At 29.7% G+C, this 19224-nt stretch carries 13 protein-coding genes and 1 pseudogene; 5 read left to right on the top strand and 9 right to left on the bottom strand.

The window, feature by feature from the left end; genetic code table 11:
* Positions 1-32: 32 nt before the first annotated feature.
* Positions 33-872 carry a hypothetical protein gene (locus FHR24_RS09020; protein WP_208412320.1) on the bottom strand — a complete coding sequence of 280 codons (840 nt, stop codon included), beginning with the start codon at positions 870-872 and terminating at the stop codon, positions 33-35.
* 32 nt (positions 873-904) lie between these two features.
* Between FHR24_RS09020 and FHR24_RS09015 the strand changes: the two genes are divergently transcribed.
* Together FHR24_RS09015 and FHR24_RS09010 are read left to right on the top strand one after the other, a co-directional pair.
* Positions 905-1357 (top strand): thiol-disulfide oxidoreductase DCC family protein, encoded by a 453-nt coding sequence (locus FHR24_RS09015; RefSeq protein WP_317166191.1) that lies wholly within the window; start codon positions 905-907, stop codon positions 1355-1357.
* Positions 1358-1414: 57 nt separating this feature from the next.
* On the top strand, positions 1415-1708 hold the full coding sequence (locus FHR24_RS09010) for a DUF6787 family protein (RefSeq protein WP_167187254.1): 294 nt from the start codon (positions 1415-1417) through the stop codon (positions 1706-1708).
* Here FHR24_RS09010 and FHR24_RS09005 read toward each other — a convergent pair.
* Positions 1698-1973, bottom strand: coding sequence for a hypothetical protein (locus FHR24_RS09005; protein WP_167187251.1), 276 nt, complete (start codon positions 1971-1973; stop codon positions 1698-1700). The genes FHR24_RS09010 and FHR24_RS09005 overlap by 11 nt on opposite strands.
* 20 nt (positions 1974-1993) lie before the next feature.
* Between FHR24_RS09005 and FHR24_RS09000 the strand changes: the two genes are divergently transcribed.
* From FHR24_RS09000 to FHR24_RS08990, 3 genes and pseudogenes are all read left to right on the top strand, one after another.
* Positions 1994-2623 (top strand): NUDIX hydrolase, encoded by a 630-nt coding sequence (locus FHR24_RS09000; RefSeq protein ID WP_167187248.1) that lies wholly within the window; start codon positions 1994-1996, stop codon positions 2621-2623.
* Between the two features lie 55 nt (positions 2624-2678).
* On the top strand, positions 2679-3506 hold the full coding sequence (locus FHR24_RS08995) for a lysophospholipid acyltransferase family protein (RefSeq protein WP_167187246.1): 828 nt from the start codon (positions 2679-2681) through the stop codon (positions 3504-3506).
* A gap of 114 nt (positions 3507-3620) precedes the next feature.
* Positions 3621-3911: pseudogene (locus FHR24_RS08990) on the top strand (transposase); the annotation flags it as partial.
* A 351-nt stretch (positions 3912-4262) separates the two neighbouring features.
* On the opposite strand, the gene FHR24_RS08985 reads toward FHR24_RS08990, so the two are convergent.
* The 7 genes from FHR24_RS08985 to FHR24_RS08955 form a co-directional block, all read right to left on the bottom strand.
* Positions 4263-4958, bottom strand: coding sequence for a hypothetical protein (locus tag FHR24_RS08985; RefSeq protein ID WP_167187240.1), 696 nt, complete (start codon positions 4956-4958; stop codon positions 4263-4265).
* Positions 4959-5001: 43 nt separating this feature from the next.
* The gene (locus FHR24_RS08980; protein WP_167187237.1) at positions 5002-6645 is read right to left on the bottom strand and encodes a hypothetical protein; all 1644 of its coding nucleotides are present in this window, start codon (positions 6643-6645) and stop codon (positions 5002-5004) included.
* A gap of 14 nt (positions 6646-6659) precedes the next feature.
* Positions 6660-8468: a RagB/SusD family nutrient uptake outer membrane protein gene (locus tag FHR24_RS08975; RefSeq protein WP_167187234.1), complete on the bottom strand. Its 1809-nt coding sequence runs from the start codon at positions 8466-8468 to the stop codon at positions 6660-6662.
* 16 nt (positions 8469-8484) lie between these two features.
* On the bottom strand, positions 8485-11592 hold the full coding sequence (locus FHR24_RS08970; RefSeq protein ID WP_243846536.1) for a SusC/RagA family TonB-linked outer membrane protein: 3108 nt from the start codon (positions 11590-11592) through the stop codon (positions 8485-8487).
* 451 nt (positions 11593-12043) lie between these two features.
* Positions 12044-16171, bottom strand: a complete 4128-nt coding sequence (locus tag FHR24_RS08965) for a hybrid sensor histidine kinase/response regulator transcription factor (RefSeq protein ID WP_167187231.1) — start codon at positions 16169-16171, stop codon at positions 12044-12046.
* A gap of 128 nt (positions 16172-16299) precedes the next feature.
* Positions 16300-17745 carry a sulfatase family protein gene (locus FHR24_RS08960; protein WP_167187228.1) on the bottom strand — a complete coding sequence of 482 codons (1446 nt, stop codon included), beginning with the start codon at positions 17743-17745 and terminating at the stop codon, positions 16300-16302.
* Positions 17746-17749: 4 nt separating this feature from the next.
* Positions 17750-19195, bottom strand: coding sequence for a hypothetical protein (locus FHR24_RS08955; RefSeq protein ID WP_167187225.1), 1446 nt, complete (start codon positions 19193-19195; stop codon positions 17750-17752).
* Positions 19196-19224: the final 29 nt, after the last annotated feature.

The following is a 19224-nucleotide window of genomic DNA, read 5'->3' as shown; positions in this document are numbered from 1 at the left end:
GATAAACCCTTTTAATTTATAATTATGTTTTCTTAGAAAATTTTAAATCTACCACCTATCAATAAAGTTCCTTGTATAAATTTAAAATCTTGTGAAGCAGAATCAGATTTACTTTGTGTTGTTCTTATATCTGACATATTGATATACCCCGTTCTTAAATCTGTTTGAATAAAAAAGTGTTTATAAATAACAAAGTTAAGACCTAACTGAGCATGTATTCCATATCCTGATACATGAAAATCATCATGTCTTTCTTTACCTAATAGCGTTGAATTTGTTTTAGGTAATAAAATTCCTGCACCGATACCTTCTGTTAAATTAATGACAAAATTTTCGGAATGCAATCCAAAACGACTACTAATATCATCAAATCTATTTACTGACAAATGAATATAGTTCAATCCGTCTGTATGCTCAAATTTTAAAAAATCTTCTGTTTGCTTAATTCCATTATCTACAAAAGGAGATACAGCTCCGTCTGCACCTACAACACCATAACTAGGATCAATTTCTCCATTAATAGTTAACCACTGGTCTTGTACCGTTACATATTTCATATGATCTAATCCTAAGACAACACTATAGTTTTCACTAAAAAAATACCCTATTGCAGCATTGGTTTGTGGCAAGGTAACATTTCCTGGATTTAAATATTTATTAGCCGAGAAAGGAATCTGTTTGTCTTTAGCTACTACATCTTTTAACGTAAAATTATAATCGTCTCCTTTAAAGGTAATGTCAGATGCTGAATAAGCCGATCTATTCCATCCCCAGTAAGCATAAAATTTACCTTTATTCTTTAATTTTGTTTCTTGAGCTTGAATGGCAATTGTGAATATAGCCAACATCAAAAATAATCTTGTATTTTTCATATATTATATAGGTATATTTGATTTTTAAAAGTTTGGCAAATTTAGAAAATAAAATGAGTAATAGTTTTAAAAACATAGAAGATCTTATAAAGCGTAAACACCTTGTTTTGTTTGACGGTGTTTGTAATTTATGTGATAATTCTGTTCAGTTAATTATTAAAAATGACGTTAAAAACGTTTTTAATTTTGCTACTTTACAAAATATAGAAGCTCAAAATTATTTGGCTAGTAAAGGAAATAAGTACAAATCTATAGACTCTATACTGTTAATAACCCAAACTAAAATTTACACAAAATCTAGTGCTGCATTAACTATTGCTAAACACTTAAAAGGATTGTACCCAGCTATTTATGTCTTTTATATTATCCCCAAACCAATACGAGATTGGGTTTATGATTTTATTGCCAAAAATAGATATAGGTGGTTTGGTAAAAAAGATAATTGTATGATTCCTACTCCAGATTTAAAAAATAAATTTTTATAAGTAACATTTTGTTGTATATACTAGTTTATCGGTTATTTTTGTCCCAAATTATTTTTGATGGACAAATTAAAACAGCGTTGGGGCCTTACATCTAACTGGGAAATAGTAGCAATACTAATTGCTTTTAGCATTAACGGTTCTTTTGCAGCTTATATTGTTAGACCTACACTTTCTATAATAGGTATTACCAAAGAAAACCTAAACATTGTTATTTATTATATTTTATATATTGTTCCTGTTTTTATTGTCTATCAATTTACCTTACCCTATACAGGTTGGCTAGTTGGTCAATACAAATTTTTTAAAAACATGCAGAATAAAATGATGAAACGAATGAAGTTTAAATCTTAGCTTCTTTTTTATCAAAAAACAAACTTAAAACATAGGTAATTGTAAAAGTTGGAATTAGATCAGTAAAAGGTAATATTTCTTCTACAAAACCTATAACAGCCATATATTTAGAGACTTTATTTTTATATAGTTTTATCAAAATAAAAGAAGATAAAGGAGCCCATACGATGTCTATAAACTCCCCTAACTCTGGAACTAAATAAGATAACATTCCTATTAAATCTAACAGAACACTTAGGATGATTTTAATATATTTGGATTTCATAGTGTTAAAATATACAAAAGATGGATTTTAACCAAGTTATAAATAATATTGAGTTGCTAAAAAATGTTCCGCTCAAGGGCATTGAAGCTCACAAAGAATTAGCACCTTTTAGTAGACCTACATTTACAGAATACCAAATTCCGGAAAACGCAAAAAAAGCAGGTGTACTAATGTTGTTATACCCTGATGCCAACAATAATACAAATATATTACTAACTAAAAGAGCTAGTTATAAAGGTACACATAGTAGTCAAATTAGTTTTCCTGGAGGTAAAAAAGAAAACTTTGATATTAATTTACAAGAAACAGCTCTTAGAGAGACTTTTGAAGAAGTTGGAATTGCTAAAAATGAGATTACTGTATTAAAACAATTAACAACTATTTATATTCCTCCTAGCAATTTTTCGGTAAATCCATATATAGGAATTCTTAAAAAAACTCCTAATTTCACAATCAATCACGAAGTGGATCAAATTATTCATTTCCCTTTAAACAACTTATTGGATCCAAAAAAAATAGCTACCTTTAAATCCTCTACTTCCTATGCAAAAAACATAGAAATCCCTTGTTTTGTCTATAATCATTACAGAATTTGGGGAGCTACAGCTATGATTCTTAATGAAGCTAAAGAAGTACTAAAAACACTATAATTAGGAACAAATTATTGTAAATTTGTTTTTTACTAGAAAAAATAATAAGATATAAATGAGCTTATTTAAAAAAAACCCTTTTGGGCAATACCTTTTTTTAAAAAGAATAATCATCAGCATAATTGGAATCGTTTCTTATAGAAGATACAATGGTTTTAATAAATTAAAAATTGAAGGTTCTGAAATACTAAAAGACCTTCCTGACAGAAATGTATTATTCATTTCAAATCATCAAACTTATTTTGCAGATGTAGCTGCTATGTACCATGTATTTTTTGCTACGCTAAATGGTAGAGACAATAGTTTAAAAAGATGGACTTATTTATTAAGTCCCAAATTAAACTTGTACTATATTGCTGCATTAGAAACCATGAAAGCTGGTTTGTTACCTAAAATATTTGCTTATGTAGGTTCTATTTCTATAGAGAGAACATGGAGAGCTGCGGGTAAAGATGTAAAAAGACAAGTTAAAATGTCTGACATTACCAATATTAAAAAAGCATTGGATGATGGTTGGGTTATTACATTTCCGCAAGGAACTACCAAACCTTTTAATCCTGTAAGAAGAGGTACTGCACATTTAATTAAAACCTATCAACCTATTGTAATCCCTATTGTAATTGATGGATTTAGAAGATCTTTTGATAAAAAAGGATTACTGATAAAGAAACGTGGAATTTTACAATCTATGGTGATTAAACAACCTTTAGAAATTGATTATGACAAAGAAGATGCAAATGACATTCTTAAAAAAATTGAATTTGCTATAGAGCAACATCCTTCTTTCTTAAAAGTTATTTCTGTAGAAGAATATGCAGAGCAAGAAAGAAAACTAAACAAACAAAGAGAGTTTTGGAGTTCTGAAGAAAAAGAAGAGGAATAATAAAATTAAAGCAGACACTACACTAGGCCGATATGTGTATAAGTTTCAAAACAGGGTTGAATATATATATTCAACCCTGTTTTTTTTGTTTAACTTTTAAAGTTTATATTAATTATGAATCCCGAAAACTTATGACAAGATGACTTTTTAAAACAATTTAAGTCAGGAGAAGAGCTTACCAATTCTCTAACTCAGATTCATTAGCAAGGTATAGAGCAAATCTTAGAAGGAGAACTAGATGGTCATATGGATTATATGACAAGTTTCAAAAAACGAAGTCCTAGTAACGCCAGAAATGGTTATTCTAAAAAGAAATTGAGAACAACCATAGGAGAGACTGAAATAGCTGTTCCAAGAGATAGAGATAGTTCTTATAACACAATGTTGGTAAAGAAAAGAGAAAGTCTTAAATCTGTTTTTCTTGCTTTAAGGGAATCAACAAAAAATAGACGATGCCCATTAGAAATTGGATCATAATTTTAAATCAATTTTTGGCTATATTTGAAAAGAGGATCCAAATATAAAATACTTGAACCCTGAATTTTTAACTTACACCAATTTTGAGATAGTGTCATACAAATGGAAATAAATATATTATAGAAACATAAAATTATTACACAAAAGACTTTTAAAATACTTCTTTGGTATAACTTTAAATATACATTAATATTATACACTAAAATGATGCTATTTTAAACTCTAAATCAAAAAAAAGACAGCTGTTAAGCTGTCTTTTTAAAGCATTAAAAAATTTTATTAATTATATACTTCTATCTCTTTTACTGAAATTATAGATTTAGCCGTAGAAACTGTAGTAACAGTAGTCGTTGTTTTATTAGTTGTATCATCAACAGTAACCTCTGTTGTTATTTCACCAATATCATCTGTTGATGGTGTAACTACAGGACTAGCATTAACATCTCCATCAATTTTGTCTACTACAGTAATAACCTTTTTTGTAGATTCTATCGTTAATCCTAAACCTGATATTACATCTAGCTTATTCCCATCAATATCTGTGTTTTTTATTTCTATTGAATAATCAGAATTTTCTTTTACCGTAATTACTTTATCTGGAAACTCTGTTACAAAATCATCTAAAATGATTTTATAATTATATTTAAAAACACCTTCTTTTGCTGCGGCAACAGGATCTGTAGTTGCTGGTACATAGGCTGTAGACTGAGTAAAAAACTCTTTAATTGGTGATGCTAATTCTGAGTTTATAAAATGAACTATGTAATTCTTTTCTTTAAATATTTCAATTTTAAACGGAACAATAACACTTTTATAACCTGAAGTAATATTATCATCTCCCGTAGGATTTTGAACAGTTACATTATAAATAGGTACCAATTCAATATCCGGTTTTTCAAAAGGGTTTTCCTCTTCACTGCAGCTTGTTAGCACTACAGTGAATAAGACTACTATTATATATATTATTTTTTTCATTTTTTTTTAATTTAATATTATTAACCTCTGTTAAATAGACTTTTTATGGTCTCGATTCTATTTCTACTAAAGATAAATCATCTACAAAAAATTTGGCATTATCACTTGAGATATCCGCTTTATTTACTTGAAATATCAACTTTCCTTTTGCAGCAGGGTCGTAATCTCCAAGTTCTATTTCAGCAGATAAAGTAGCCCATTCTCCTTTAGCAACAGCAGATAAATCCCACGTATGTGGCTTCCATGGACCTGAAAAATTAGTTATTAATTTAGATAAGTCTGTATTTGGATCTATATAAATTTTTAATGAATAAGTATAAGTAGCTGCAGGAATATTTAAATTAGTAGCTCCTGTACCTTGTACTTTTGCATTACCCCCCATTAAAGATGTAACCGTTTCAAACTTTAAACTGTTAGTTCCAGAATTTGCAAAAGAAGTACTATATGACCATTGATCTGGATGTTGAATAAACCACTCCTTACCTCCAGTTTCAAAACCAAAATGATCTTCTCCTAATATGTTTCCTCCAACAAATTTCACTGGCTCTGTTGTAATCTCTACTAATTCTCTCTCATCTAAAGAGGATATTGTTTTTCCTACATAACTAACTGTAGCTATATCTGTATTATACAATCTTGATTCTAAAGTTAAGTGTATCTTCGTTTTATCAAGGCTACTAACTTCTGCTTTTACAACATTAATATCTTGATCAAAACCTCCATTAGTTACATGTACAGTAAAATCTCCTTCTTGCTCTTTTAAAGCCTTTACTTCTCCCGTTACACCTAACTCTATAACATTGTTTGAAATTCTTTTAATTCCTGAATCTGCTAACACAAAAGGTTGAGATGATTGAACTACATTAATTTTAACAGGAATAGTATAATCCGTTTTAGCATTAGGAATATCATCACCTTCGCGAGCTGCTGTTAAAACACCTGCATCATATCCTTCTCCTAATTTAAAGAATGTAAAGTTATTTGTTAATTTACCTTTAGCTGTTTTTTCACTAGATGCACTTACTTTCCAACCATTAGCATTTGGTCTTCCTACAGTGGAAAGATCCTCATATGTTAAAAAATCTCCAGCTTCTACATTAACCGTCACCCAATCCTCTTTTTTTACAGGAACATTATCTACTGTACTATTAAATATTACAGTTCCGTTTTTATCCGAAATTTTCACTTCTGGTTTAATAATATCATAAACATCTACTTTCCAAGTTCTTGTAATTTCATATACATCTCCTTTTCTAACAGAAGAAATTACATTAGACCCTCTAAAATTCACAGAATCTTTAAATGTATTTATTATCGTTACATCATTAATACCTGATTTTAAAAACATTACATGTGCTGCCTTATTTTTAGAAACAGTACCTAAACTATTATCTACAAATAAAGGCAAGCTATCTTTAGATTTAAACCCTGTTTTTAAGTATTTATTTTCTTCCGCTATATGCCATTCATGACTCAATGCATTTTGTGACAAATCTATAAAAGAGATGAACTCATATACATTTTTAGAATAATCAATATCTGAATCTTCTGTAGCATTGCTTCTACCTTCAGAAATAGTCCAGGTTGCATCGCTTAAATCACTTAAAGCTTCAACCTCTTCATTATTACAACCTACAAATAGTAGTACAGTAATAATTATCGGTATTATTTTATTTATTTTCTTCATTTGATTTTATTTTATTAGTTCAACTCAGGGTTTCTTAATATTTCATTAAGCGGTATTGGATAATAATCATGTAATGTAGCGTTGTAGTTTATAAAAGCCTCATCATATTCATAATCAATTATATTTAAACCTGTTGCCCCAGGGTCTACATCTACAATTTCAGAATTATTTTTTGTAGTAGTACTTCCCGTTAAAAAACCAGTATCTTTGTCATGTGCATCATAAGTATAACTCGTTAGGTAAAATACTTCTCCTGACAATTTTTCATAATTTTCTTTAAGTTTCCCCCATCTTCTCAAATCAATCCATCTATCAGCATTTCCTTCTACAGACAATTCTAAAGGTCTTTCAACATACATTAAACGATTCATTAAAGTTTCTTTAGTATACTCCACATAATCAGCATCTGTATTTCCATCAGTATCTTTATCCGATTCAAATGTTGAGTCTGGCCATTTAGGATTAGGTTTCCCTAATAACTGTAATGCCCACCTATATCTAACAGCATTAATATTTTCTAAAGCTCCTTCTAAATCATCTTCTTGAATTAAACACTCTGCCAACATTAAATGTACATCAGCTAATCTTAAAACAATAACATTAGAACCTCTACTTCTTGACCCTCTAGAATCTGTATTAGAAAAATCTAAGTATTTTTTATAATAACCAAATCCCCAACCATTATTATTAATTTTAATTGCATCAGGTGTTTTTGTTTTTCCTGTTCCGTAATCAGATAATTCATCATTTACAATTGCAACCATAGTAGAGGCTCTTAAAGATATAGGTCTTAATACATCTTTTGTTGTACCATCTGGGTTAACTTCTGTAAAGAAGTTTCTAGAGTCTGCTAAATCTAACTCCTCATTTTTGTATTCATTTACAATCCAAGCAGGTGGATAAAATCCTGTATTAGCTGTACTTTCATGAGATAATTGATTTGACATTTTACCTGCTTCCCATACTGTAAAATCATTTCTATGCTCTGTATTGTATGCCAATTCAAATATAGACTCCTTATTAAATTCTCCTCCAGGAGTTTTAAATAGTAATGAAGTATCTTCTACCAATTCATAGCCACCGTTGTTAATTACATCATTAAAATAAACTTTAGCTTGAGCATATTCTTCTGCATATAAGTGACTTTTTCCTAAAAAAGTAGCTACTGCCCATTTTGTAGCAGAACCTAGATAATTATCAGGATAAGATTCTGGTAATTTTTCATATGCATACATTAAATCTTCTCTAAAAAAAGCTTTAACCTCTTCTGATGAAGATAATCCTTTACCAAAACCAGTTTCAACATTAGGTATTTCATCTCTAATAATAATGCGACCATTGTTGTATAATGAATGTAAGTAAAAATGCATTAGCCCTCTAAAAAATCTTGCTTGAGCCATTTGAGACTCCCAATCTTCAATTTCTGTTTCTTCAAGCGTAGGTTTTATTATATTTAAACCATTAATTACTTGATTAGCATAATATATGGTAGTATAATGTGCATCCCATTTAGCACTAATGTAAGGTGTACCACTATTATAGGACTGGTTATAAATTACTTGAGCATCAATTCTGTCTGGAACAGGTCTACCATACCCTGGGTACCCCATGTCTGATCGTATAGCTTCGTTTTTAATACTTAATAAAGACTCATCTAATAGTGAGTTGTATATTGAATTTAAGCCTTTTTGAGTATCTTTTAAACTTTCCCAACTAACCACCGGGCTGTTAGGGTTTAATTCTGTTAAAGATTCGTCTGAACACGAAAGCAGACTAAAAAACAGAAAAAATATAAATATGTTATTAATTTTTATATGTTTCATGATATTTCTTTTTTAATTAAAAGTTTAAGTTTAGCCCTAATAAATACGTAGCTGTAATTGGATATGCTCCTTTATCTAAACCTCTATTAGCAATATTTCCTCCAACAGAAGGATCGTATCCTGAATATTTTGTAAATGTTATAGGATTTTGGGCTGTAGCATAAATTCTAAACTTACTTAAACCTCCTAATTTTTCTAATGATTTTTTAGACAAACTGTATCCTATTGTAGCAGCTTTTAATCGTAAATAATCACCTTTTTCTAACCATAAATCAGTATTACCATTATAATTTGCATGATTTTTAATTGCTCCTTTATAAGAAGGGACAGATGTTACTGGGTTTATTTCTGACCATTGATAAATTAAATCTTGATGACGACCATACCCAAAAGCTGTTGCTTTAGAACCATTCATAATTTCATGTCCAATAGCAGCATACCAATTCATAGAAAAATCAAAACCTTTGTAGTTTGTGTTTAGGTTATAACCAATTTCAAAATCGGGCAAACCACTACCTCTATACGTTCTATCATCATTTGTAATTTCACCATCATTGTTTGTGTCAACAATAATCAAATCTCCCATTCTTGCTTGAGGTGATATTTTTTGATATTCTGCTAATTTTTCACTTGTATTTACAATACCATCTGTTGAATAAATAAAGTAAGCTCCTGCTTCATAACCTGTTGCTATAGCGGTAACTTGAGATTGATCTTTGGCTCCAGAAATTAAACCAGAATCATTTGCAAGTGTAAAACGTCCAAGTCCCTCAACACTAGATACTTCATTATCGTTTGTAGAAAATGTAGCACTCATATTAACTTTTACCTTCCCTACATTGGTTCTGTACTTAGAAGCAAATTCAAATCCTTGGTTTTTCATGTTACCAATATTTAATACAATTGTAGAGTTATTTGCTGCTCCTGTAGAACCTGCTAACTGTATCGGAAATAACATTTCTTCATTTGTTTTTCTATAATACTCTCCTGTTAAAGTGAATTTATTTTTAAACAAACTTAAATCAAATCCAAAGTTAGATTGTATGGATGTTTCCCATTTTAATTTTTCATTGGCATATCCATTTTGGATGTTACCATTTACTAAATTATCATTTCCAGAACGTCCGTAAGCATATTGATAATTTGTTGTAAAAATTGATTGATATAAGTAATTACCAACTCTTTCATTCCCTACAGCTCCATAAGAAGCTCTAAGTCTAAAGTTATTTGCCGTGCTTTTTATATCATTCCAAAAATCTTCATCAGAAACATTCCATGCAAAAGAAGCTGATGGAAATATAGCAGACCTATTATCTTCAGAAAACCTAGAAGAGGCATCTCTTCTAACACTTGAACTGAATATATATTTTCCTTTATAATTGTATTGAACTCTTAAAAGCATACCAAACGTGTTTGTAGTACTGTCTGGTCCAGATTCTACTGATGGGTTTAGTCTTGCCCCATTTAAAACCTTAATTGAATTATCTACTACCCCTGAAGCTCTCGCACTAAAACTTTCAACATCTGAATTTTGAAAAGAACCACCTGCTGTTAAGTTTACATTATGATCTTTTAAAAAATCAAACTTATAATTTGCAAATAAATCAAATGTTTGACTTAATCTTTTTTGAGCAGAATTACCTACAGAACTACTAGAAGCTGGACTACGAGAATTTCCAAAAACATCAGTTACCTCTTGCAACGGATTAAATGTGTGTCCATATGAATAATATGATGACAAACCAACTCTAGAAGTTAATCTAAATTTATCTGTAAATTTGTATATGGCATTAAACGTTGTACTTGCCCTTATGGTATTAATTTCATTTTCGTTTTGAAAACTATCCAACACCCAACCTAACACTGTAGCTGTAGATCCTCCTAAAGATACTAATTCTTCATCTACATCATTGTTTTGCAAATCTTGTTGTAATGGAGAATATTTAATAGTTTGTGTAATAAGACCTCCTGGTGACTTTTGATTTTTTTCTGTTGTTACAGCAATATTAGCTTTAATGTCCCATTTATCTTTTGTGTAAGCTGTATTTGCTCTAACATTAAAACGTTCAAACTTAGAATTAACTAAAGTACCTACTTGCTGAAAGAAACCAGTTGTTACATTGTATTTAATCTCTTTAGTTCCTCCTGAAATACTTAAAGAATGATTTTGTGTAGGTTGATTATCAATAACTACATAATCATATAAATTAGTATCGTTCTGATATGCTGTTGGTTGCAAACTAAAACCTAAGTCCAATTGGTCATCTCCTAATGTTAAAGAGGTAGAGTTTCTACTTTGTACTAAAATTGAAAACAATTGTTCATTAGCATTCATTAAACGAGTTGGAGAACCATTTAAAACTTTAATACCATAGCTAGAATTTATAGCTACTCTTAAACTACCTGCTTCTCCTTGTTTTGTTGTTATTAAAATTACCCCCGCTGCTCCTTGAGTTCCATATATAGCTGTTGAAGCTGCATCTTTTAAAACATCAATAGTTTCAATTTCGTTGGGAGCAATTCTAGGATCTCCATCTTGAATTACACCATCTACCACATATAAAGGATCATTACTACCTGTTAATGATGTAACCCCTCTAATTAAAATATCAGAACCTCCTCCTGGTTCTGCACTAGAAACAATATTCACCCCCGAAACTTGTCCTTGCAAAGCAGAGCCTAAATCAGATGTAACAATATTCTCAATGTCTTCTGCCTTTACCCTTGCTACGGCTCCTGTAATTTCTTTTTTCTTTACAGAACCATATCCAATAAGAACAACCTCATCTAATTCTTGTTGATCTGGATCTAAAGTAACATTTAAAACATTTCCTTTAATTGTTAAAGTTCTAGACAACATCCCCAAGTAAGAAAACTGTAAAACATCCCCTTCTTTAGCTTTAATAATATATTGTCCGTCAAAATCTGTACTAGTTACTAATTTAGATCCCAGTTTTTGAACCGTTGCTCCAATTAATGGCAATCCATCTGCCGAACTAGTCACAACACCTGTTATTTTATTTTGTGCATATGCTTTCCCCTGAAAACATACTAGTGATAAAAACATAATAAGAGCTATTTTTCTTACTATAGTTTCTATTTCTATTTTTTTATATTCCTTCATTTAAGTTAGTTTTTGTTTTTTAAAATTTCATCAAATTTGCTTTGTTGACAGTCCGCGATGCAATTTGTTGATTTTGTAAAAAAAATAGATTTCTCATATTTATTTGGTTTTTGATAGTTTATATATGATACTATTCCAACTAAAAGCTATGAGTTTTCTACCTATCTCACAACCATTTATCCTATTTATTGTTTAATAAAAAACAATAAGAACAATTTGTTGTCATATTATCAAAAACAAATTTCAAATTAATATACATTAGTCTTATGCGACTCGGTAAATAATTTGTACGCTCACGTACAAATACAAACACAAAATTGACAAATACCGAAGAGAAAAGATATAATCTACTAAAAAACAAACACTTAACTCTACATCACAAAAACACAAATCCCTTAGTTTTTATTAAAAAACTAAGGGATTTGTGTAAATTATACTTTTGTAAGTATCTTTAATCGTTGTTGGTATCCGGTAAATTATCCAATCCTTTTTTTACGAATTGACCTGGAGTTACGTTGTATTTGTCTTTAAAAACTTTGCTAAAATGAGACCTACTTTTAAACCCTGTAGCTACAAAAACTTCATTTACAGTCATTTTTTCTCTCACCAAAAACTCTGCAGCTTTTTTTAATCTAAAGTCTTTTAACAATTCAAAAGGAGTTTGATTGGTAATTTCTTTTACTTTTTGATAAAAATGAGTTCTGTTTAAATACAAATGTTTGGCTAAATTATCTATATCTAAATCTTTATTATCTAAGTTTTCTAAAATTAAATCATATAGCTTTTCTATAAAAACCATGTTCTTTTTAGAGTCTGTATTTTTTTCTAACTCCAAAGGAAAATCAATTTTAAAACGCTCTCTTAACTGCTTTCTATTTCTTAGTAAAGATTCTATAGTAGAAACCAACTGCTGCGTGTTAAAAGGTTTTTTAATGTAAGCATCTGCTCCTTCTTCTATTCCCTGAATTTGTTCATCTGTAGAAATACAAGCCGTTAACAAAACTACTGGAATATGACTGGTTTTTATATTACTTTTAACTGACTTGCATAGTTCAAAACCATTTAACTCTGGCATTAACACATCACTTAAAATAATATCTGGCCATTCATTCTCTAGAGCTTCTAAACATTCTGCTCCGTTTGGATAGGATTTTACTTCAAAAAAATGTGATAACATTTCTGTTACAAAGTTTCTCATATCTACATTATCTTCTGCATAAAATATTTTAGCCTGTGCAAATGTTTCATCAGATTTTATAGAGCTAAAATCAACTTCGGTATAAGATGCTATTGTGCTTACTTCAAATTTTTCTTCTTGTTGTAATACTTCTTCAATTTGAGATTGGTTGTCTAGCTCTTCTACAATAATAGGTAGCTTTATATGTATTTCGGTTCCTTTTCCTACCTCACTATCTGCATTAATATATCCATAATGCATTTCTACCAAACGTTTAGAAAAGGCCAAGCCAATACCAGCTCCTCCAATATATTCTTTGGTCATTCTTTGCGATTGATAAAAACGATCAAAAATATTTGGTAAATCTTCTGACGAAATCCCTTTTCCTGTATCTTTAAAAGAAACAATTAAGTTAGATTCATCAGAATAATAATTGATTTCTATTTTATCTTTGGCTTTTGTGTATTTAAAAGAGTTACTAAATAAATTATTAAATACTTTTTCTATTTTATCTTTATCTGCAGAAACATAAATTGTTTTGTTATTTCCGCTATTTATAACCAATTGTTTGTTTTCTTTTTGAGCTAAAAAATTAAAATCTGTAGATAAATTTCCTAAAAAAGTATCAAAACAAAATGTTTCATAATTCATCTTTAATTGTCGTTCATCCGATTTTTGAAATTGATTTACTTGATCTATCAGTTGAGATATTCTTTTTGATTGCCTTTGTACAATTCCTAATTTATCTACAACATCTACCTGTTCTCCTGCTTTTATTTTTGATAATAAAAAGTCTACAGGTCCAGATATTAATGTTACCGGAGTTTTTATTTCGTGAGTAATATTGGAGAAAAATCGAAGTTTAGATTCGTTTAAATCTTTTAAATTATCTATTTCTAATTGCTCTATTTCTAAATTGTGATTTAGTTTTTGAATTTTAAAGAAAATTTGAAAGACTATATAAATAATTAAAAATCCGAACAACACATATAAAACATATGCAATATTAGATTTCCAAAATTCAGGATGTATTTCAATTTTCAACTCCTTGGGAGTTGTCCATTCTTGTATTGAGTTAGATGCTTTTACTTGCAATTTATAATTTCCTGATTGCAATCCATTAAACTCAATTAAATTTTGACCACTTTTTAATTCAATCCAATTTTGATGTAAAGGGGTTAATTTATATTTTATAAAACGGTTTTTGTAACTAGAGTAATGCAACGGAACTACCTCTACAGAAAAAACATTTTGATTGTGATTTAATTCTATATGAGTTCCATTGGTTAAGTGTTTTTGTAGAACAATTTTTCCTTCAAGGGTGTCTCTTGGTTTTACAACTTTATTATAAATTCTAAAATCACCAAACTCTACTCTTGGCAAAGGTTCTTTTTGAATTATTTTTTTGGGATTAAAATAACAAAAACCATGGTTTCCAACAAAAACAAATTGATCTTCGGATAGTTTTATAGAGTTGTAATGAAAGTCTTCAAAAGGCAATCCATCTTCTAAAGTAAAACTTCTAAAAGTATTCTTTTTAACATCAAATTTATTCAATCCTATATTGGTAGAAATCCATAAATTTTGATCCTCATCCGCAATAATACTTTTCACCACATTATTAGACAATCCTTCCTTTTCTGTAAACGGAATAAATTTAGGAGTTTTATTACTATTTTCTACTTTACAAATCCCACCTCCTTCAGTACCAATCCATAATTGATTGTTGGGCAATCTAACAATAGAAGTTACAAAATTATTAGAAATAGCATATGGCTCATGTTTGTCTGCTATATAATTATCTATTACCAATTCTTTTAAAGGAACTTCTTTTTTTAATTCAACTCTTAATAATCCACTAACTTTATCTCCTATCCATAAAAAATTATATAAAGGATCTATGTATAAATATTTATATGTTGAATAACTTTTATTTTTAAAAGCTACATTTTCCTTAAGACTTTCTTTACTTAAAAAAGTACCATTGGTATCTATATTAATTTTATAAATATTGTATTCATAGGCGACCCAAATATTCCCACTCTTATCTTCTACAACATCTTTAATTCCACCTTGATATTTATTAGATAATAAAATTCTTTCCACTTTAGAACTTCCTTTTTTTACTCTAGCAATTACTTCTTTATTGCCTCCAGAAAACCCAATCCATCTATCGTTTCTAGAATCTGACAACATAATACATGCTTTATTTCTTTCCCACTTAGTCAAATTGGCTTCAAAAATATCATATTGCTTGGTGGTCACATCATACGTTTTAAGCATATCACCAGTAGCTCCTAAAGAAAACTTGTTTTTACTTAAAGGAACTAGATCTAAAAAATTACTCAGTTTTAGTTTTTCATAACGAAATGGATTTTCTTTTAAATCTATAATCGTAACTCCATTATCAAAAGAACCTACCCAACAATATCTTTTGTTAAAGGTTTTAATGGTACTCATTCTTGTTTTTTCTAGAGAAAAATTTTTATCTGATACTATTGTGTTTTTTGAGTTATAAAACTGTTGAGCATCTTTTATTTTTACAATCCCATTTCTAGTATCTCCCAACCATAACTTGTTATTGTAATCTATATTAGCACAAAAAAAACGAAATTGTTTTAATAGTGCATCTTGGGCTGTAAATACATATTTTTTATTGATTAGTTTATAATCTATAAACGCAACTCCCCCAGCATTTTTTCCTACATAAAAAGTATCCTCATCTAATCTATTTATAAAACTAGTACTAAAAACTCCTTCTATATCTAGAAAATTTATTTTTTTCGTAACAATGTTAAACTGTAATAAATAACCAGAGGTTGCAAATAAATAGTTTTCATTATCTAAAGAAATTCCATTAAAAATTATATTTCTTTTTACATTATTGTTTGAGTTAAAAAGATGATACTGCCCCTGAAAGCTAAAATCTTTATTAAAAACAAGTAATCCTTCTCCCTCGGTAGCACATATAATCTCTTCCGTATCTGGATGAATTGTAATGCTTCTAATTATGGGTTCTTTTAAAACACTTTTAAATGTATTACTAAATATTTTAGAAAACTCTTCCGTTTCTAAATTGTAAATAGAAAGACCTTTATCGGTACCAATTAATAAATTACCAGACTCATCTTCATTTAAACAACGTACTCTATTACTCGTTAAAATTTCTTTTTTATAAGTATTCTTATACTGTTTAATTTTAAATCCATCGTACTTATTTAACCCATCATAAGTCCCTATCCAAACAAAACCTCTAGAATCTTCAAAAATAGAAGTAACTCCGTTATGGGTTAATCCATTGGATATGTTAAGGGTTTTAAATTTATTTAGCTTAGACTCTTGTGAAAAAATAACACAGGTAAATACAAGAAACAGCAGTATTAGTGCATTCTTTTTATTCATTCTTTTTGGTTTGAAAACAAATATATTATAAATATATAATTAAAATTGTACCGATTTGATAATTATTAAATCCGTTTCACAAAAAAAAAGCAACCAACTGGTTGCTTTTTTTTTCTTTATTATATGCTTTATTTCAATAAAAACGTTTCCTCAAACCTAGGCATATTATATTGTTTCCACAACTCACCTTCTTCCAAAGAATGAAACCATTTAGGTTCTGCATGCGTATTACTCCATCTTTCTGCTTCAGAAACCAATCCTTTTAAAATTTCTGGATGTTGAGTACTCAAGTCATGTTCTTCTCTAATATCTTTTACAATATTAAATAACTTCCATTTTTGAGTTCCTACTTTTAAAGCTTTCCATTCATTTTTTCTTGCAGCTACATCGCTCAATCCTGTTCTATGTCTTAATATATAAAGCATCTCATCTTTGTGCGGATTTTTATTTGCTTTAACACTACACCAAACATCCTTACCTGCAAGCTTTTTGTTTTTAGACATATCAGCTTTTGCCAAACCTGCAAACGTGGGGTAAAAATCTATAGAAGACACAGGGTGTTCAAAGACTTTTCCTGCTTTAACTTTTTTAGGCCAATGAAAAAACATTGGAACTCTAAAACCCCCTTCATAAGCACTTCCTTTTCCTTCTTTTAAAGGATTGTTATTGGCAGATCCTACTCCTAACTTTCCACCATTATCACTTAAAAAAACAATCAATGTATTTTCAAACTCATTTTTTTCTTTTAAGGTTTTTACCAACTCCCCTACACCTCTATCTACAGCATATACCATAGCAGCATAAGTCCTACGGTTTTTATCTTTAATAGATGTAAACACTTTTATATCTTCTTCTTTTGCTTCTAAAGGAAGGTGTGGTGCATTATAGGCCAAATACAAAAAGAAAGGTTCTTTTTTTTGAGCAGCTTTATTTACAAACGTAATGGCTTCTCTAGAAAATGCATCGGTAATATATGCTGTTTCTTTTACTTGTGTCCCATTGTATTCTAAGGGCGTTAAATAATCAAAAATATCTTTATTTCCTGCTGCTTTTTGTTTCTCATAAATAGGTCTGTACTGCTCTGGAAAATACCTATGTCCACCTCCTAAAAAACCATAAAACTCATCAAAACCACGTTTATTCGGATGAAACTGTTCGTTAGACCCTAAATGCCATTTTCCTATTGCTCCTGTAAAATAACCTGCTTGTTGCAATTCTTTACTGATGAATTTCTCGGTTAACGGAATTCCTAAATTGTATTTTTCGCTATTTCTGATCAAATTAAATTGTGCCCCCATGGCATGAGAATATTGTCCTGTCATAATACTAGTTCTGCTTGGACCACAAAATGGATGTGCTACATAGGCTGATGAAAATATAGTTCCATGATGTGCCAAAGCATCTATATTGGGAGTAATAATATCTTTCGATCCATTAAAACCTACGTCTGCATACCCCAAATCGTCACATAATATAACGAGTATATTAGGTCTTTTATCTTGTGCAAAAACACTTGTAATAGTCCATACAATTGCTAAAAAACTTAGACCTTTTTTTTTCAATTTATTTTTCATTTTATTACTTGTTAAATTTATCTAATTCGTACTCTTTATTATCTCCATCAACCAATACTATTTTTAGTTTGTTAAACAATTTTGTATAATGTACATGTACATTAAGTGGTTGTAATGGGTTTACTTTTTCTATAAATATCCTATCAATTTCAACTCCCTTTTCATTTTCTGCAACTAAGTAGGCAGATGATGCTACAAATATTCCATAACTTCCTAAAACCTGTCCGTTTTCACAATTCAATTTCTGAGTGGTAATTCCAGCCATAGTAACTGCTAATACAGGTGTATTCTGAATTTTTGCAGCTCCATGAATTTCTTTATAATCAAAACTTTCTGAAGGTTTTAAATTGTATAAAGGAGTTTTTACTTCTGTTTCTAAGTAACCTGTTTCTAATCCGCTACAAAAAATAGCCATATTCAAACCATGATCGTACGCTAAAGAAGTATCGTAAGGTTCCATCATTTTTGCAAAAGCGGTGTTATTTGTTTTGTTCACATAGCATATCCAAGATTCTGAGGAAACAATATGAAAACCAGCCATTAAATTATAATCATACTCCACTTCATAAATTCCTGGAGCAACTTCTCCTTTCCAGTTAGTTCCATGATTGTAATATTTTGCTACATCTTCTGGGTTATTTTTATTTAACTTAAATCGATTTTTGTTAATATATTTCCATCTAGCTTCTGGACTTGACATTACTTGGTATTGTTTTCCATTAGGCAACAAATATTCTTTACTAAAAGGAATATAGGCCACAAAATTTTCTCCGTCTGTTAATTCTGGTTTACTTCTAGATACATGCTGACTAGAAATCATAATTCCTCGTTTCATTTCTTTATCTCCCACATTTTTAAGATGATGATTGATGTGCACCAAACTAGAATTAGGTTCTATATATAGACTTCTACTATATTCTAGCTTTTCTTCTATTTTATTGGGATATACAAAACGTTTTAATTTTCCATTGTACGATGGAACGGGCAAATCTTGTATTCCAGAAGTTACCTCAATTGTTTCATTACCTTTTTTATCCATTCCTTTTTCTACTTTGTAAGGACTGTCTCCAATAATAGCAGGTGGTGGCCAACGTTTCGCTGTATTTCCATCTTTATCTACCGAACAATTTTCTATAGGCAAAGGAACTAATCTATAACCTCCAAAATTTCTCCACTCTTGCATTTTAACCTCATCGGTAGGTGCAAAACTTTTCCCCATTAATTTAGGATTAATCCATAAAGATGGTACTTCTCCTAGATTATATTCTAAAATTCTACCTGCTGCTTGAGGAACAACAGCCACACTTATATATGGGTTTTTAGCTACGTATACTTCTTTCCAATTCCAATTTTTATAATTCTTTACTACAGTAATACTTGCCTTATTTTGAGAGAACAAACTCGTCATAAACAAGAAAGAGATTAAGAAAAACACCTTGATCGTTTTCATCTATTTTAGTTATTAAATTAGAGTAGAAA

Origin of the sequence: Wenyingzhuangia heitensis, from assembly GCF_011762155.1 — a bacterium.
GTDB lineage: Bacteria > Bacteroidota > Bacteroidia > Flavobacteriales > Flavobacteriaceae > Wenyingzhuangia > Wenyingzhuangia heitensis.
Note: the sequence above shows the minus strand (reverse complement) of the source record. Positions and strands in the feature narration are given on the sequence as shown.

What these genes read in the sequence shown, in the direction of transcription:
- FHR24_RS09020 (WP_208412320.1), bottom strand. Translation starts at nt 872, where the DNA reads ATGAAAAATACAAGATTATTTTTGATGTTGGCTATATTCACAATTGCC.
- FHR24_RS09010 (WP_167187254.1), top strand. Translation starts at nt 1,415, where the DNA reads ATGGACAAATTAAAACAGCGTTGGGGCCTTACATCTAACTGGGAAATA.
- FHR24_RS09005 (WP_167187251.1), bottom strand. Translation starts at nt 1,973, where the DNA reads ATGAAATCCAAATATATTAAAATCATCCTAAGTGTTCTGTTAGATTTA.
- FHR24_RS09000 (WP_167187248.1), top strand. Translation starts at nt 1,994, where the DNA reads ATGGATTTTAACCAAGTTATAAATAATATTGAGTTGCTAAAAAATGTT.
- FHR24_RS08995 (WP_167187246.1), top strand. Translation starts at nt 2,679, where the DNA reads ATGAGCTTATTTAAAAAAAACCCTTTTGGGCAATACCTTTTTTTAAAA.
- FHR24_RS08985 (WP_167187240.1), bottom strand. Translation starts at nt 4,958, where the DNA reads ATGAAAAAAATAATATATATAATAGTAGTCTTATTCACTGTAGTGCTA.
- FHR24_RS08980 (WP_167187237.1), bottom strand. Translation starts at nt 6,645, where the DNA reads ATGAAGAAAATAAATAAAATAATACCGATAATTATTACTGTACTACTA.
- FHR24_RS08975 (WP_167187234.1), bottom strand. Translation starts at nt 8,468, where the DNA reads ATGAAACATATAAAAATTAATAACATATTTATATTTTTTCTGTTTTTT.
- FHR24_RS08970 (WP_243846536.1), bottom strand. Translation starts at nt 11,592, where the DNA reads ATGAAGGAATATAAAAAAATAGAAATAGAAACTATAGTAAGAAAAATA.
- FHR24_RS08965 (WP_167187231.1), bottom strand. Translation starts at nt 16,171, where the DNA reads ATGAATAAAAAGAATGCACTAATACTGCTGTTTCTTGTATTTACCTGT.
- FHR24_RS08960 (WP_167187228.1), bottom strand. Translation starts at nt 17,745, where the DNA reads ATGAAAAATAAATTGAAAAAAAAAGGTCTAAGTTTTTTAGCAATTGTA.
- FHR24_RS08955 (WP_167187225.1), bottom strand. Translation starts at nt 19,195, where the DNA reads ATGAAAACGATCAAGGTGTTTTTCTTAATCTCTTTCTTGTTTATGACG.